The following is a 15,454-nucleotide window of genomic DNA, read 5'->3' on the forward strand; positions in this document are numbered from 1 at the left end:
TCATATTCGACGCGAGCAGGGGGGAGCACCGACATGACGAGCAAACCGCAGCCAGTGACCGCGCGCGAGATTGCGGGCCGCGAATTCCGCTATTTCGATTTCGTCATGGTGGCGTTTGTCGTCATCCTGCTGCTCTCCAATGTGATCGGCGCCGAGAAGCGCTCTGTAGTCGACCTGCCCTGGATCGGGCCCTGGCCGTTCGGCGCCGGCATCCTCTTTTTCCCGATCTCCTATGTGATCGACGACATCCTGACCGAGGTTTACGGCTATGCCCGCGCGCGGCGGGTGATCTGGACAGGTTTTGTCGCGCTCGCCTTCATGGGGTTGATGGAATGGACCGTCGTCCATCTGCCGGTCGACCAGGGCTGGACCGGGCAGCCCGCGTATGAGCGGGTGTTCGGCGGCGGCTGGCGGATCATCCTGGCCTCGCTCGCTGCCTTCTGGGCAGGCGATCTGCTCAACAGCTTCGTCCTGGCCAAGATGAAGATCTGGACCGACGGCCGCTATCTGTGGACCAGGACGATCGGGAGCACCATCGTCGGCGAGGGGGCCGACAGCCTGATCTTCTATCCGCTCGCATTTTACGGCCTGGCTGACTGGTCGGTGCATTCGATGCTGAAGGTGATGCTCAGCCAGTTCGTATTGAAGGTGAGCTGGGAGGTGATTCTCACGCCCGTCACCTATGCGGTAGTCGGCTTCCTGAAACGGCGGGAGGGTGTCGATGTGTTCGATCGTGGGACGGACTTCTCGCCCTTCCATGCACGGGTCTGACGGGAAGTAACCAGATAGGTTTCAAAGCAACGGGAGTCCGAGCCCGGAATCGAACCGGGTCATGACGGATTTGAAATCCGCTGCCTTCCCATTTCGCCACTCGGACGTCTGCTGCCCTCAGGGGTGACCGGCGGGACTTGCACCCGCTGACACCGGAATCACAAACCGGCCGCGCACTGGATTGCGTTCGGCCACACCTGAAGGCAGCAGAAAATCGGGGATTTATCGAAGGGGAGAGGACGGGCTGCCAGGATGCAGACGCAGTCCTCAGTCGCGCCCGAACCGGGGCGCGGTCACGCGAGCGTCAATGTCGACAGCTGAAGGGTCGCGAACGCGTATAGGGCATGAGCAAAGTCATGATCCGCCTATGCCATCGAAATGCGCGTGGCACAAGAGCCTATTTGGATAGTCCGACCGGAGCTCAGGCGCCGACCGTCTCGAGCAGTCCCTCGAACAGGCGGCGGCCGTCGACGCCGCCATGCGCCGCCTCGATGCGGCGTTCCGGATGCGGCATCATGCCGAGCACGTTGCCTGCACTATTGAGCACGCCGGCAATCCTGCGGGCCGATCCATTGACCTCGCCGACATAGCGGAACGCCACCCGGCCTTCGCCTTCGAGCCGGTCGAGCGTTTCGGCATCGGCAAAATAATTGCCGTCATGATGGGCGACCGGAATGGTGATCGTCTCGCCCTGGCCATAACGGCTGGTGAAGGCCGATTGCGCGTTGGCGACAGTCAGCGCGACATCGCGGCAGACGAAATTCAGCCCCTCGTTGCGCATGAGCGCGCCGGGGAGAAGGCCTGCCTCGGTCAATACCTGGAAGCCGTTGCAGATGCCGAGCACCGGCAGGCCACGCTCGGCGGCGTTGATCACCGCCGCCATGATCGGCGACCGCGCCGCGACCGCGCCGGAGCGGAGATAGTCGCCATAGGAGAAGCCGCCAGGCAGGGCGACGAGGCCGATACCGCCGGGCAGGGCGGTCTCGGCATGCCAGACCATCGCCGGCTTCGTGCCGGTCACCGCTTCGAGCGCGACGGCGATGTCCCGGTCGCAGTTCGATCCGGGAAAGACGATGACCGCTGTCTTCATGCCCGTTCCACCCGGTAATTTTCGATGACCGTATTGGCGAGCAGCTTGCGGCACATCTCGTCGATGCTGGCGTCGCTCGTATCGTCGGCGACGTCGAGCTCGATCAGCTTGCCGGCGCGAACATCGTTGACGCCGGTGAAGCCGAGGCTCTCGAGCGCCTTGTGGATCGCCTTGCCCTGCGGATCGAGCACGCCGTTTTTCAGCGTGACGAAAATGCGAAGCTTCATGAGCTTGTCCTGGCTGCGAATGGAATGCCGTCCCTATGGCGAGCCCCCGCGGTACTCGCAAGCTTCATGGAAAATTTGCGGAAAAAGATCAGCCTCGGAAGCCGCAATGTTCTGGGGCATGGCCGGGTAGGGAGTTGAGGACATGGCCGGATTGGCAATGATCCTGTTCATCGCGCTGTTCGCGTTCGGCGGACAATATTTCGGGTGGAGCGATCCCGAAGGTCATGTCCAGCTGGCGCTGGCCAGCAGCTTCATCTTCGGGATCATCTGCGGCTATCGGGTGAAAGGCTAATTCGAGCGTCGCGAATGCCGATTGCCCGGTCGGCCTATTTGCCCTTGCTCAGCCGGTGCTTTTCCAGATCGAGGACCGCGTTGTCTGCGCCTTCGGGGAGAAGGCCGAGCCGGCGCGCCACTTCCTGATAGGCCTCGACTTCACCGCCCAGGTCCCGGCGGAACCGGTCCTTGTCGAGCTTCTCGTTGGTCTGCATGTCCCATAGACGGCAGCCATCGGGGCTGATCTCGTCGGCGAGGATCACCCGGGCATATTCATTGTCCCAGATGCGGCCGAATTCGAGCTTGAAGTCGACCAGGCGGATACCGATCCCGGCGAACAGCCCGCACAGGAAATCGTTCACGCGGATCGCGAGGTCGGCGATGTCGTGCATCTCCTCCTGGCTGGCCCAGCCGAACGCGGCGATATGCTCGTCAGTGATCATGGGATCGCCGAGCGCATCGTCCTTGTAGTAATATTCGATGATGGTGCGGGGCAGCTGGGTGCCCTCTTCGATTCCGAGGCGAGTCGACAGGGAGCCCGCCGCGACGTTTCGGATCACCACTTCGATGGGGATGATCTCGACCTGGCGAATGAGTTGCTCGCGCATGTTGAGACGGCGAATGAAGTGCGTCGGTACGCCGATCAGGCCGAGCAGGGTGAAGACATGCTCGGAAATGCGGTTGTTGAGCACGCCCTTGCCGCTGATCGTGCCCTTTTTCTGGGCGTTGAACGCAGTCGCGTCATCCTTGAAATACTGAATCAGCGTGCCGGGCTCGGGACCCTCGTACAGAATCTTGGCCTTGCCTTCGTAGATCTGGCGGCGGCGTGCCATAATGGCGATACCTTCTAGAAATGAGCAGCCCCGGCGGCGCGGGACGCGCGGGCCGGGGCCGGGAGACCGGGGCTATACCGGAAGGCCGATGGCGGCGCAATCAGCTTGGGGACATGGGGCGCGATCGGCGGATAGCCCGAATCGTCCCTCAGCCCTTGCCGGCGTGACGACAGGCGCGATGCGGACCCATCTATTGGGCGGGCTCCGTCTCGTGATGCTCGTCGCGCGAGAACCAGCGCTGGATGACATTGCGTCCCTCGCTCTCGGCGGGCGCGGGGGGAAGCTCGGGCGCCGGGGTCCTGTCGGGGTCGCCCTGGACGATTCGGCGAAGGATCAGCGCGCCGCCCAGCAGGAGAAGCAGCCACGGACCGACGCCGGCGAGCACCGTGGCGAGCCCGGCAAGCGACGACATCAGGGTGGCGCCCGCCGTATCGAAGGTCGCGTCGGAGGAGCCGAGCGCGCCGGCGACCGGGCCGCCCGATTCATAGGTCAGGATCACCGGCGTCGTTGCGGCGGTCGCCCCCGCATTTTGATCGAGCTCGTTGATCGTCGCCATGGCGGCGCGCAGGCGATCCGCCCTGGCGGTGAGCTGAAGGCGTTGATCGGTGGTGACCGTGCCGTGCAATTGAGCCTCGATATTGCCGACCGCGTCGCGCAGCCTGGCGAGGACCGTGTCGCTGCGCCCCATCGCCGCGACCGAATCGCGGCCGGCGAGCTCGGCATTGGTCAGTGCGCCGCCGGCACCCGTCACCGTCGCGGTGGCCGCCCTGCCATAGGCGCGGGCGAGGGTTGGATCGAGCCGCAGCGTCAGCGTCGCGCTGACATGATTCTGGTCGTCCGCCCGGTGATAGCGTACCGCGGTGATCCGGCAGCGTGCCGGGCCGAGCTGATCGCAGCCCTTGGCATGGCTCTCCTGGACCGCGAGGATCTGCGCCGAGGGCAGGCGGAAGGCGTAGCGATAGTCGAAGGCCGGCGGCGATTCGCTGCTTGCCGGCTCGGCTCGAGCGCCGCTGCCATCGGCCTGGCCCGGCGCCTGATCGCACCCGGCGAGCATCAACAGCGCCGCCATTACCGCAACGACTCGCATCGGCCATCCCCCCAATCGAACCCGGCGGATATAGTATAGAAAAGGTTAACGCGGAAATGGCCGATCAGGTGACTGCGTTCCGTTTCGAGAATTCGGGGTTGAGATAGGTCCGGCTTTCCAGGATCTCACGCAATATTTCGCCTGCGCGCACCACATCTTCATGACCGAGATAGAGCGGGGTCAGGCCGAAGCGCAGCACATCCGGGTCGCGGAAATCGCCGATCACGCCCTGCGCGATCAGCGCTTGGCACAGCGCATAGGCGTGGGGGTGGCGGAAGCTGATATGGCTGCCGCGCAGCGCCGGGTCGCGTGGCGAGACGCAGACGAGGCCAAGCGCATCGCCGATCGCTGCAACGCTGTCGAACAGGGCGGCGCTTTTTGCGGCGATCAGCACGGGGTCGACCTCGAGCAGCAGGTCGACGCCCGTTTCCAGGCCGGCCAGGCCGAGCATCGCCGGCGTGCCGGCGAGCCAGCGGGTCACCCCGGCGGCCGGGCGATAGCCATCCTCGAAGGCGAAGGGTGCTGAATGCCCCATCCAGCCCGAGACCGGATTGGCGAGCCGTTCCTGCCATTTTGTATGAACATGGAGGAAGGCCGGCGCGCCCGGGCCGCCATTCAGATATTTGTAGCCGCACCCGACCGCCAGATCGGCCTGGGTGCCGTTGAGATCGACCGGCACCGCGCCCGCGCTATGGCTCAAATCCCACAATATCAGCGCGCCGGCCGCGTGCGCACGCTCAGTCCAGGCGGCCATGTCGAAGCGCTCGGCCGTCTTGTAGTGGACATGGGTGAGCAGCAGCAGCGCCGTGTCCTCGCCCAGCGTGGCGCCGATCCGATCGCGGGGCACTGCCTTGAGCACGGCCCCCGGCACGCACCCGACCGCGCCCTCGGCGATGTGCAGGTCGGTCGGGAAATTGCCGAGTTCGCTGACGATGGTCTTGCGCGCCGGGTCGAGCCGGAGCGCGGCGACGATCAGCTTGAACAGGTTGGCCGAGGTCGAATCGGCGACGATCACTTCCTCCTCGCCGGCACCGATCAGCCTGGCGATCTTGCCACCGATCCGCGCGGGCGCCTCGATCCAGCCCTCGTTCCAGCTGCGGATCAGCCGCTCGCCCCATTGTCGCTCGATCATGTCGGCCAGCGCGGGCGCGGTGGCGCGGGGCAGGGGGCCGAGCGAATTTCCGTCGAGATAAATCACGCCTTCGGGAAGCACGAACCGGTCGCGAAATCCGCGCAGCGGGTCGGCGGCGTCGAGGGCCCTTGCTTCGTCGCGTGTCATTGCCTCAACGCCGCGTGGATGAGGCGCTTCGCTTCGGCCCAGGCGGCGGTTTCCGGCGCGACCAGCTCGACATGGCCGGTCGCCGGCATGATGTGGAGAGCCGCCACGTCACCGGACCTTGTTGCCTGCGCCACATAGCCGGTGCCGAGGCGGATCGGGATGACCTCGTCTTCATGGCCATTGACCAGATCCTGCGGCACCCCAATCGGCAGCAGGCGGGGGACCGACGTATCGCGATAGACGTCCGGCCGGGTGGGCGAGGGCGCGCCAACGAGCTGCGCGACGACAGCGGTGCCGCAGCCATTGTCGGGGCTCGCCGCGGTCGCTTCGAGATCGGGGAGTCCACCCAGGCTGACGACATGGGCGATCGGCAGCGGATGGCTGGTCCGCAGTGCGCTGTCGGTAGGGATCTTCGGCCGGGCGGCAAGCCAGAGCGCCAGGTGGCCGCCCGCTGAATGGCCGACCGCAACGACATGGCGGATATCGAGATGAAAGCGATCCGCATTGGTCGCGAGCGAATCTGACGCCATGGCGGCATCGAGAAAGGTGCCGGGATAGCCGCCGCCCGGGCGGTCGACGCCGCGATAGTCGATGTTCCAGACCGCGACCCCCTCCTTGCGGAGATCGTCGGCAACCCAGTTCATCAGGGTGCGATCGGCGATGCTCGTCGTCCAGCAGCCGCCATGGACCATGAGGACGGTCGGGAATGGCCCTTTCCCGACCGGAATCCAGACATCGGCCCTTTGCAGCGCGTCGGCGCCACAGGCGATCGTCGCATCGGGGTCCGGGCGTGGCCTGCCCACCAGATCGGGCCAGGTGAGCAAAGAGCGATCAGCGGTCATCACCGCCGGGGTCAAGGGGAGAAGCGCGCTCGAGGCAAGTCCGAAATTCCCGCCTTGATACGCGCCCCTGTCTGCAGTGTCGAAATTTATGCGGCGGTGTGGCAGTCGGTCGGCTTGGCTGGCCGGGGTTGCCGGCGCCATGGAGCATCGAAATCATAGTCGTGCTTCCAGGCAAAGACATCGTCCATTCCACGGACGGCCTTATGGATTGCCGCAGCGATCGTCGAGCTCAGCTGCTTGCGATTGTCGGCCCATGCCGCGCTGTAATAGTCGTCGCGCATTGCCATCCTCCTCGGTATCACGCGTTGCTGACAAGCAGGAATGTGCTCCCGGCGGCGGTATTTCGCCAACAAATGGTTGGACAAATATCATAAGCCTGCCTTATTGAATTGGCATGCGCCGCATTCCTCCCCTTGCTGCCGTTCGGGTGTTCGAGGCGGCGGCGCGCCATCAGAATTTCACCGCTGCCGCTGTCGAGCTGGGCATGACCCAGGCCGCGGTCAGCTATCAGATCAAATTGCTCGAGGAGCGGCTCGGCGTGCCGCTGTTCCACCGCGAGAAGAAGCGGGTAATGCTCACCGAGGCAGGCAAGCGTGCCGCGCCGCAGGTCGGCCGCGCCTTTGATGCGCTCGATTCGGCCTTTGCGACAATCCGCGCCGAGGACGAAGCGCTGCTGACCGTCTCCACCTCGAATACCTTCGCCAATACCTGGCTCGCATGGCGGCTCGGCAGCTTCCAGATGGCGCATCCCGACATGGCGGTTCGGCTGCTGACCAGCGACGCCTTGGCCGAGTTCGGCAGCGACGAGGTTGACGTTGCGATCCGCGCCGGGATCGGCCCGTGGCCCGATCTCTCGCAGGATCTCCTCGTGCCGATCGATTTCACGCCGATGTGCAGCCCCGGCTTCCTCCGGCGGCATGGGCCGGTCGAGCCGCGTGACCTTCTCCATCTGCCGCTGATCAGCCCGCATGATCCATGGTGGACCTTCTGGCTGCGCGAGGCAGGGGTCGATGTGCCTGACGGCCAGCTCCGCCCCGGGGTGAGGCTCGATTCCCAGGCGCATGAAGGCCATGCCGCGATGGCCGGGCAGGGCATGGCGATGCTGACTCCCTTTTTCTGGCGCAACGATCTCGCCGATGGCCGGCTGGCGCGGCCATTCGACCAGGTCTCGACCCGGGGCTATGCCTATTGGCTGGTGTGCCCCGAAGCGCGGCGCGGCGTGCCCAAGATCAAGCGGTTTCGCGAATGGCTGCTGGCCGAGCTGGCGCGCGATCTGCCCAGCCCGGTTTGATCGGCCTGCATCAGCTTTTGGTCCGACCCGGTAGCGTCCGCCGATTCCGCCTGCTAACCGCCTTCCGATGCCGACCGAAATTCTCGAACCCGATCCCTTCAACGCAATCGTTGACGCCCCTTTCGACAGCGCCCTGTCAGAGCGCTACCTCGTCTATGCGCTCTCGACGATCACCGCGCGCTCGCTGCCCGATGTCCGCGACGGGCTGAAGCCGGTCCATCGCCGCCTGTTATGGGCGATGCGGCTGCTCAAGCTCGATCCGGCGCAGGGCTACAAGAAATGCGCCCGCGTCGTCGGCGATGTGATCGGCAAATATCATCCGCATGGCGACCAGTCGGTCTATGACGCGATGGTCCGCCTCGCCCAGAGCTTCGCGATGCGGTATCCGCTGGTCGACGGGCAGGGCAATTTCGGCAATATCGACGGCGATAACGCAGCCGCCTATCGCTACACCGAGGCGCGGCTGACTCAGGTCGCGATGGACATGATGGACGGCCTCGACGAGGACGCCGTCGACTACCGCCCGACCTATAATGGCGAGGAGCAGGAGCCGGAGCTTTTCCCCGGCCTGTTCCCCAATCTCCTCGCCAATGGCGCGGCCGGCATCGCGGTCGGCATGGCGACGAGCATCCCGCCGCACAATGCCGCCGAGCTGTTCGACGCGGCGATCCTGCTGATCGAGCAGCCGAATGCGAGCGACGCGCAGGTCAATGAACTGGTGAAGGGGCCGGATTTCCCGACCGGCGGCCTCGTCGTCGACAGCCCGGCGGCGATCGCTGAATCCTATGCGACCGGCCGCGGCAGCTTCCGCGTCCGTGCGCGCTGGCACATCGAGGATCTGGGGCGCGGCACCTGGAACGCGATCGTCACCGAGATTCCGTACGGGGTGCAGAAGGGCAAGCTGATCGAGCAGATCGCCGAGCTGATCAACGACAAGAAGCTGCCGATCCTCGCCGATGTGCGCGACGAATCCGATTCCGAAATCCGCATCGTCATCGAGCCGCGCGCCCGAACGGTCGACGCGACGATGCTCATGGAGAGCCTGTTCAGGATGAGCGACCTGGAGAACCGGGTCAGCCTCAATTTGAACGTGCTCGACAATCGCCGCACGCCGCGCGTCATGTCGCTGCGCGAGGCGCTGACGGGCTGGGTCGACCACCAGTTCATCGTCCTCCAGCGCCGCACCGCGCACCGGCTCGGCAAGATCTCCGACCGGATCGAGCTGCTCGACGGCTATCTGATCGCCTATCTCAACCTCGACCGGGTGATCGAGATCATCCGCACCGAGGACGAGCCCAAGCCGGTGATGATCGCCGAGTTCGGCCTGACTGACCGCCAGGCCGAGGCGATCCTCGACATGCGGCTGCGGCGCTTGCGCAAGCTCGAGGAAATGGAGATCCGCAAGGAGCGCGAAGGGCTCGAAGCCGAGCGCACCGGGCTCGACGCGCTGCTCGGCAGCGATGCGCGGCAGCGGACGCGGCTCAAGAAGGATTTCGCCAGGCTTCGCGAGCGCTACGGCCCCGAGACGGCACTCGGCAAGCGCCGCACCACCATCGAGGAAGCAGCGCCCGCGCGCGAGATTCCGCTCGAGGCGATGATCGAGCGCGAGCCGATTACCGTGATCCTGTCGCAGCGCGGCTGGATCAGGGCGATGAAGGGCCATATCGACGAGGCAGCGACCGCGGAGCTGAAGTTCAAGGAGGGCGATGCCGCCTATCTGTCCTTCCCTGCGCAGACCACCGACAAGATATTGCTCGCGGCGGAAAATGGCCGTTTCTACACGCTCGCCGCCGACAAATTGCCGGGCGGGCGCGGCTTTGGCGAGCCGGTGCGGGCGATGATCGACCTCGATGGCGATGTCGGCATCGTCAACCTCCTGCCTGCGAGCAGTGCGGAGAAATTGCTCGTCGCGGCGACTGACGGACGCGGCTTCATCGTCCGCACAGCCGATACCATCGCCGAGACCCGCAAGGGCAAGACGGTGGTGACGCCAAGGCTCGGCGCGAAACTGAAGCTGGTGAAGCCGGTCGATCCGCAGGCCGATTATGTCGCTGCGATCGGCGACAATCGCCGCATGCTCGTCTTTCCGCTCAGCGAGCTCGCCGAGCTTGCGCGTGGTCAGGGGGTGCAGCTGCAGCGCTATCGCGACGGCGGGCTCTCGGACGCGATCGCCTTTGTTTTCGCGAACGGGCTCAGCTGGGCGATGGGCGGTGAAAGCGGGCGGACTCGCACCGAGACCGATCTCGCGCCCTGGCGCGCAGCGCGCGGCGCCGCAGGCAGGATGCCGCCGACCGGTTTTCCCCGCGACAACAGGTTCTGATCGGACGATATTGACGCACGTTATTTGCCGTCAGGCCGTTTATTACTGACTTCAAGTTTCAGTGTGCCTTAACTAAATTGGATTAGCGCCCGATGAAATGGCGCTCTTGAAATCCGCCCCCTCCACGGCTTCGCGACGCCCGGACCTTTCGGGCGAGACGAGGTTGCGCATTCCGGTGCCCGAAGTCGCATCGGCGGGGATCGATTTGCTGCCGATCCCGGCGGCGGTGGTGAGCTTCCTCGACGGTCGCTTTTCCATCGAAACCAGCAATCGTGCCTTCAGGATCGCCGGGCTCGGGGCGACTGCCGAGAAATCGCCCTTGCTGGCGTCGATCGGCGCCAGGGTCTCCGGCTTTGTCGAGGGCGATTCGCTGCGCGACGTGTTTTCCTGGCAATTCGGAGAGGCAGTCGATTGCCGCCATTTCCAGGTGACGATCGCCCGCATCAGCAAGGATGATCTCGGACGATGCTTCATTACCCTGGTCGACCAGACCGCCGAGCTGCGTACCGAACATAATCTCCGCCGCGAGATGATGACTGACAGCCTGACCGGCCTCGCCAACCGCGCCGGCTTCAGCGACCATCTCGAATCGCTGATCGGGGACAGCAAACAGCAGGAAGTGCATTACGCGGTGCTGGTCGTCGATCTCGACCGATTCAGCCGGGTGAATGCGTGTCTCGGCTCGATGGCCGGCGACGAATTGCTGATCACGGTGGCGCGGCGCCTCAAGGGCGCGCTTCGGGCGCACGACCTGCTCGCCCGAACCGGTGGCGACGAATTCGGTATCCTGATGACGCTCGATATGGGGCCCGGCGATGCCGAGCATGTCGCCAAGCGAATCCAGGCTGCACTCTCGACCCCGTTCCGGCTTTCGGATTTCGAGATCCGGGTCGCCTGTTCGATCGGTATCGCCTTCGGCTCGGCCTGTGTCGACGACGCCGAGGAGCTGATCCGGCATGCCCAGTTTGCGGTGAAGCGATCCAAGATCAGCGGCCGTCCCGAAGCCTACCAGACCCAGGCGTTCGATATCGTGCGCGAGCAGTTCGGGATGGAGACGGCGCTCCGCCGCGCGCTCGATCGCGGCCAGATGCGGCTCACCTTCCAACCGATCTGCGATCTCGCGACCGGCGAGGTGGTCGCTTTCGAATCGCTTGCGCGCTGGGCGGACGAAAAAGGCGTCGAATATTCGCCCAATGAATTCATTCCGGTCGCCGAGGAATCGGGGCTGATCGTGCCGCTCGGCCGCTGGGCGATCGAGGAAGCGGCACGGATTCTGGCAAGCTGGGATGAGCGCGCCGGCGGCGATTGCGGGGTAAAGCTCGCGGTCAACCTGTCGGCGATCCAGCTCCAGCGCGACACCATCGCGCCGATCGTCGAGCGCGCGCTGTCGAGCAACGGACTCGAGGGATCGCGCTTCACGCTCGAGCTCACTGAAAGCGCGCTGGTCAGCGATCCTGATCGAGTCGCCGGCATCATGCATGCGCTGAAAGGCCTGGGCACGACGCTCGCGATGGACGATTTCGGCACCGGCTATTCGAACCTCGCCTATCTCCAGAAGCTGCCGATCGACATCCTCAAGATCGACCGCAGCTTCGTCACCGGCATGCTCGCCGACCGCGACAAGGTCGCCATCGTCCGCGCCATCCTGTCGCTCGCCCAGGCGCTCGGGATGCAGACGACCGCCGAGGGGATCGAGTCGAACGAGCTTGCCCAGACCCTCGCCGCGCTCGGCTGCACCTATGGCCAGGGCTTCGTCTACGCAAAGCCGCTCGAGGCGGACCTGGCTTACGCCTTGCTGGAGGCGCGCAGCCGCTGAGCGACCGCCGCATCGGCGATCGCCATCACTTGTGCTTCGCCGGGAAAGCCCAGCGCGATCCATTGTTCCTCGATCTCGCGCAGCGTCTTCGCGACGTCGGGGCCTTTGCGCAGGCCCCGGGCAACCAGCGCACCGCCGGTGATCGGCAGGACAGGGGGCTGCCAGGCGATCAGCGATGCCGCCTCGGCGACTGGCCGGCCACAGAGCAGCAGCCGGTCAATCGCAAGCGTCGCGCCGAGACGGTATCCGACAACCTCCGCCGGCTCGTCGCCGATCGGGCCGGCGGCGCTGACCAGTCTCTTGCGCTCGGCCTTGGATAGTTTGAGCCGAGCACCGACATCCTCGGCGATCGCGGCATCGGCCGGCAGCAAGGCCGCCAGCCGCCGGATTGGGTCGGGCGCGATCCCCGCCGCCGCTTCACGCTCTGCCAGTCGCCCGAGCCGGTCCGGGCTGGCGATCTCGGGGAGCACCGGCACGAAGATGCCATGCGCGATCATCAGCGCCACGACATCGACCGCATGGACCGCGACCAGCAATTTGAGCAACTCCATCGCGATCCGCTCGCGCGACAAGGCCATCAGGTCGTTCGCGCGGGCGGTGCAGGCGGCGAGGCCGGCTGGATCGGGCTCGTCGCCGAACCGGGCGTGGAATCGAAAGAAGCGCAGGATGCGCAAATGATCCTCGGCGATTCGCTTGAGCGGGTCGCCGATAAAGCGAACCCGGTGCGCCTCGAGATCGTCCAGCCCGCCGAAATAATCGAAGATCGCGCCCGTCGCCGGGTCGGCATAAAGCGCGTTGATCGTGAAATCGCGCCGTGCCGCGTCCTCGCGCCAGTCATCAGTGAAGGCGATCGTCGCGTGGCGGCCATCGGTGGCGACATCGCAGCGCAAGGTCGTCACCTCGACCGGGCCGCCGGGCAGCACAGCGGTCACCGTGCCATGGGCGAGGCCGGTCGGCACAGGCTTGATCCCGTTTTCCCTGAGCAGCGCGATCACCTGCTCGGGCGAATGAGTCGTCGCCAGATCGACATCGGCGACATCGAGCCCGAGCAAGGTATCGCGCACGGCGCCGCCGACGAAACGCACCTTGCCCTCGGCGCTGCCGAGCACCTCGCACAGGCGCGCCAGGCCATCGCGGGTCCGCCAGGCGGCGGGCGGCAGGGTCACGCGTTCCATCGCAGCCGCCGCGAGAGGTTGACGATCATTGCTGCGGTCGCACCCCAGATGCGGTGGCCATCCCAGCTGATCTCGTAATAATGCCGGTTGCGCCCCTGCCATTCGACCGTCGCCTCGACATGGTTCGCCGTGTCGAGCGCAAAGGCGAGCGGGACTTCGAACACCAAAGCCACTTCGGCAGCGCTCGGCACCAGAACCAGGTCGGGCGGCACCACCCCGATCACCGGCGTCACGTCGAAACCGGTGATCGTCCGGTAGCGGTCTGCTTCGCCGATGACCGTGACCATGTCGCGCGGCAGAGCGATCTCCTCCTCGGCCTCGCGCAGCGCCGCAGCGACCGCGCCGTCGTCGCCGGGGTCGATCCGGCCGCCTGGAAAGGCGATCTGGCCGGGGTGGCGCGACAGCGTTTCGGTGCGCTGAGTCAGGATCACGCCGGGCTCAGCGCGATCGGTGACCGCGACCAAGACGGCGGCGTGCATCGGCGCTTCGGCCTGATCGAGATCGAGGTGATCGCCGGTCAGCAGCACGGTATCGGTGCCATGGGCGGTCTCGAGTGCATGGCGCAGCCGCTCGGCGAGAGTCATGCGCCGGGCTCCAGCGCGAAAAAGCTACCGTCGCTCCAGACCCCAGGCGGCATGTCGTCGCCGGCCAGCGCCATCGCCGCGAGCTCGTAATAGACCGGCCGCGCCACCAGCGCCTCGAGCCCGCCCCGAACGTGCAGATAGGGGCGGGGGCCGTCCTCACGTTCCTCGAAACGCAAGGGATGCTGCGCACCGGCGGTCACCAGGTCCCCCGTGTTCAGGCGAAAGGCGAGGCGGGTCTCGCGGCCCTGCCCCTCGGTTTTCATTTCGACCGCCACGAAAGGCGCATCCTCGACCGCGATGTCGAGCTTCTCGACCGGGGTGACCAGGACATAGCCGCCATCCTCCTCGCGCCGAAGGATGGTCGAGAACAGCCGCACCATCGCCTGACGCCCGATCGGTGAGCCCTGGTGGAACCACGTCCCGTCGCGCGCGATCCGCATTTCGCTGTCGCCGCAATGCGTCGGATTCCAGCGCTCGACCGGCGGGAGCTTTTGCGCCTCGGCCAGCCGCGCGATTTCAGCGAGCGAAAGGGTGGCGAGATCGGGCAATGGTTCCATCGGCATGGTATCGCGGTAGGGCAGCCCTACCGGTGCGTAAAGCGTCAGGCGGGGACCGCGACTCGCGGCCCGAGCACGCCGGCGCCATCCGGTATCGACTCGCCGAGCGCGAGCAGACGGTGTCGCTCCACCGGGCCCGGGACGCGCCACGCGCCGGTGCGATCGGCGGTAAAGCGGAAGAAGCGGCCATAATATTCCGGGTCGCCGATCAGCATCAGCGCCTCAGCCTGACCGGATGTCCGCGCCGCTTCGAGCGCGTGATCCATCAGCCGGTGGCCGATGCCGTCACGCTGCCGCGTCGGCTCGACCGCGACGGGGCCGACCATCACCAGATGAACGTCGCGCCCGTCATCGGCATCGAACAGGATCGGCCAGCACTGAATCGTGCCGACCAGAGCACCGTTCTCGATTGCCGCGAAGCTCAGGTCCGGAATCGCGGGCATGCCCTCGCGAATCCGATAGGCGGTTCGGCCGTGCCGGTCCGTGCCGAACGCGCGGTCGAGCAATTGCTCCACCGCTTGCGGTTCAACCTCGGCTATCGGCACAAACTCGATCACTGCTTCGTTCCTCCTGACCCGGGCCTTCTCATCCCGAGCACGGACGCGCGGGGCCGGGCGCTTTAGCCTTGACGTGGCTGAACGCAAGCCGAATTGAGTATTCGCATGAAGCTTTACGACGCAGCTTGGGCACCCAGCCCGCGCCGGGTGCGGATCTTCCTCGCCGAGAAGGGGATCGAAATCGAGCGCGTGATGGTCGATCTGCGCCAGAACGAACAGCTCAGCGACCCCTATCTCGCCGTCAATCCGCGCGGCGCCGTGCCCGCGCTCGAGCTGGACGATGGCGAGGTGATCTGCGAATCGGCTGCGATCTGCCGCTATTTCGAAGCAATTCAGCCCGAGCCATCGCTGTTCGGTGAGACACCGCTCGATATCGGCCGAATCGAATCCTGGACGCGCCGAATCGAATCGGACGGCTATGCCGCCGCTGTCTATGCGCTGCGCAACGCCAGGCCGAATTTCGAGGATCGGGGCCTTCCCGGCAAATGGCCGTCGGTTCCGCAGATTCCGGAGCTTTCGGCGCGGGGTGTCATCATGTGGGAAGCGTTCACCGAGGCGCTCGATACCTGGCTCAAGGACCGGGAGTGGATCGCCACCGACGCCTACAGCTTCGCCGACATCTCGGCGCTGGTGACGATCGATTTCGCGAAAGCAGCGAAGCTTGCCGTATCCGAGGAGAGCCGGAACATCCTGCGCTGGCACGCAGCGGCGTCGTCCCGGCCGAGCGCGGCGGCCTGAGGCGGCTTTCGCCG

17 protein-coding genes are annotated in these 15,454 nt (G+C 65.7%); 6 read left to right on the forward strand and 11 right to left on the reverse strand.

Annotated features, from left to right (window positions below; translation table 11 throughout):
* The first annotated feature begins 33 nt into the window (after positions 1-33).
* Positions 34-771, forward strand: a complete 738-nt coding sequence (locus tag ABD050_RS03195; protein WP_343887691.1) for a queuosine precursor transporter — start codon at positions 34-36, stop codon at positions 769-771.
* A gap of 421 nt (positions 772-1,192) precedes the next feature.
* On the opposite strand, the gene purQ is transcribed toward ABD050_RS03195, so the two are convergent.
* Positions 1,193-1,861: a phosphoribosylformylglycinamidine synthase subunit PurQ gene (purQ, locus tag ABD050_RS03200; RefSeq protein ID WP_343887692.1), complete on the reverse strand. Its 669-nt coding sequence runs from the start codon at positions 1,859-1,861 to the stop codon at positions 1,193-1,195.
* On the reverse strand, positions 1,858-2,088 hold the full coding sequence (purS, locus tag ABD050_RS03205) for a phosphoribosylformylglycinamidine synthase subunit PurS (protein ID WP_343887693.1): 231 nt from the start codon (positions 2,086-2,088) through the stop codon (positions 1,858-1,860). Before purS ends, purQ begins: the two co-directional genes overlap by 4 nt.
* A gap of 142 nt (positions 2,089-2,230) precedes the next feature.
* On the opposite strand from purS, the gene ABD050_RS03210 reads away from it, so the two are divergent.
* A complete protein-coding gene (locus ABD050_RS03210) occupies positions 2,231-2,380 on the forward strand; it encodes a hypothetical protein (protein ID WP_343887694.1) in 150 nt (49 codons plus the stop codon).
* Between the two features lie 34 nt (positions 2,381-2,414).
* Here ABD050_RS03210 and purC read toward each other — a convergent pair whose 3' ends face one another.
* The 5 genes from purC to ABD050_RS03235 form a co-directional block, all read right to left on the reverse strand.
* Positions 2,415-3,194 (reverse strand): phosphoribosylaminoimidazolesuccinocarboxamide synthase, encoded by a 780-nt coding sequence (gene purC / locus ABD050_RS03215; RefSeq protein WP_343887695.1) that lies wholly within the window; start codon positions 3,192-3,194, stop codon positions 2,415-2,417.
* Positions 3,195-3,384: 190 nt separating this feature from the next.
* Complete coding sequence (locus ABD050_RS03220) at positions 3,385-4,281, reverse strand: hypothetical protein (RefSeq protein ID WP_343887696.1); 897 nt, start codon at positions 4,279-4,281, stop codon at positions 3,385-3,387.
* 64 nt (positions 4,282-4,345) lie between these two features.
* Entirely contained in the window at positions 4,346-5,560 is a 1,215-nt protein-coding gene (locus tag ABD050_RS03225) for a kynureninase (protein ID WP_343887697.1), read from the reverse strand.
* The gene (locus tag ABD050_RS03230) at positions 5,557-6,402 is read right to left on the reverse strand and encodes an alpha/beta hydrolase (protein ID WP_343887698.1); all 846 of its coding nucleotides are present in this window, start codon (positions 6,400-6,402) and stop codon (positions 5,557-5,559) included. The genes ABD050_RS03225 and ABD050_RS03230 overlap by 4 nt, the downstream gene beginning before the upstream one ends.
* 86 nt (positions 6,403-6,488) lie before the next feature.
* Positions 6,489-6,683 carry a hypothetical protein gene (locus ABD050_RS03235; protein WP_343887699.1) on the reverse strand — a complete coding sequence of 65 codons (195 nt, stop codon included), beginning with the start codon at positions 6,681-6,683 and terminating at the stop codon, positions 6,489-6,491.
* A gap of 113 nt (positions 6,684-6,796) precedes the next feature.
* On the opposite strand from ABD050_RS03235, the gene gcvA reads away from it, so the two are divergent.
* From gcvA to ABD050_RS03250, 3 genes are all read left to right on the forward strand, one after another.
* Entirely contained in the window at positions 6,797-7,693 is an 897-nt protein-coding gene (gene gcvA, locus ABD050_RS03240) for a transcriptional regulator GcvA (RefSeq protein WP_343887700.1), read from the forward strand.
* A gap of 67 nt (positions 7,694-7,760) precedes the next feature.
* The gene (parC, locus tag ABD050_RS03245) at positions 7,761-10,013 is read left to right on the forward strand and encodes a DNA topoisomerase IV subunit A (protein ID WP_343887701.1); all 2,253 of its coding nucleotides are present in this window, start codon (positions 7,761-7,763) and stop codon (positions 10,011-10,013) included.
* A 97-nt stretch (positions 10,014-10,110) separates the two neighbouring features.
* Entirely contained in the window at positions 10,111-11,829 is a 1,719-nt protein-coding gene (locus ABD050_RS03250) for a putative bifunctional diguanylate cyclase/phosphodiesterase (protein WP_425542402.1), read from the forward strand.
* Here ABD050_RS03250 and ABD050_RS03255 read toward each other — a convergent pair.
* Genes ABD050_RS03255 through ABD050_RS03270 form a run of 4 tightly spaced genes read right to left on the reverse strand, consistent with a single transcriptional unit; the run spans position 11,799 to position 14,702 of the window.
* Positions 11,799-13,004 carry a CCA tRNA nucleotidyltransferase gene (locus ABD050_RS03255; protein ID WP_343887703.1) on the reverse strand — a complete coding sequence of 402 codons (1,206 nt, stop codon included), beginning with the start codon at positions 13,002-13,004 and terminating at the stop codon, positions 11,799-11,801. The genes ABD050_RS03250 and ABD050_RS03255 overlap by 31 nt on opposite strands.
* Complete coding sequence (locus ABD050_RS03260; protein ID WP_343887704.1) at positions 12,992-13,588, reverse strand: CoA pyrophosphatase; 597 nt, start codon at positions 13,586-13,588, stop codon at positions 12,992-12,994. The genes ABD050_RS03255 and ABD050_RS03260 overlap by 13 nt, the downstream gene beginning before the upstream one ends.
* Positions 13,585-14,151: a DUF1285 domain-containing protein gene (locus ABD050_RS03265; RefSeq protein WP_343887705.1), complete on the reverse strand. Its 567-nt coding sequence runs from the start codon at positions 14,149-14,151 to the stop codon at positions 13,585-13,587. Before ABD050_RS03265 ends, ABD050_RS03260 begins: the two co-directional genes overlap by 4 nt.
* Positions 14,152-14,189: 38 nt before the next feature.
* Positions 14,190-14,702, reverse strand: coding sequence for a GNAT family N-acetyltransferase (locus ABD050_RS03270; RefSeq protein ID WP_343887706.1), 513 nt, complete (start codon positions 14,700-14,702; stop codon positions 14,190-14,192).
* A gap of 105 nt (positions 14,703-14,807) precedes the next feature.
* Between ABD050_RS03270 and ABD050_RS03275 the strand changes: the two genes are divergently transcribed.
* Positions 14,808-15,440 carry a glutathione S-transferase family protein gene (locus tag ABD050_RS03275; protein ID WP_343887707.1) on the forward strand — a complete coding sequence of 211 codons (633 nt, stop codon included), beginning with the start codon at positions 14,808-14,810 and terminating at the stop codon, positions 15,438-15,440.
* Positions 15,441-15,454: the final 14 nt, after the last annotated feature.

Origin of the sequence: Sphingomonas oligophenolica (assembly GCF_039522915.1) — a bacterium.
GTDB classification, from domain to species: domain Bacteria; phylum Pseudomonadota; class Alphaproteobacteria; order Sphingomonadales; family Sphingomonadaceae; genus Sphingomonas; species Sphingomonas oligophenolica.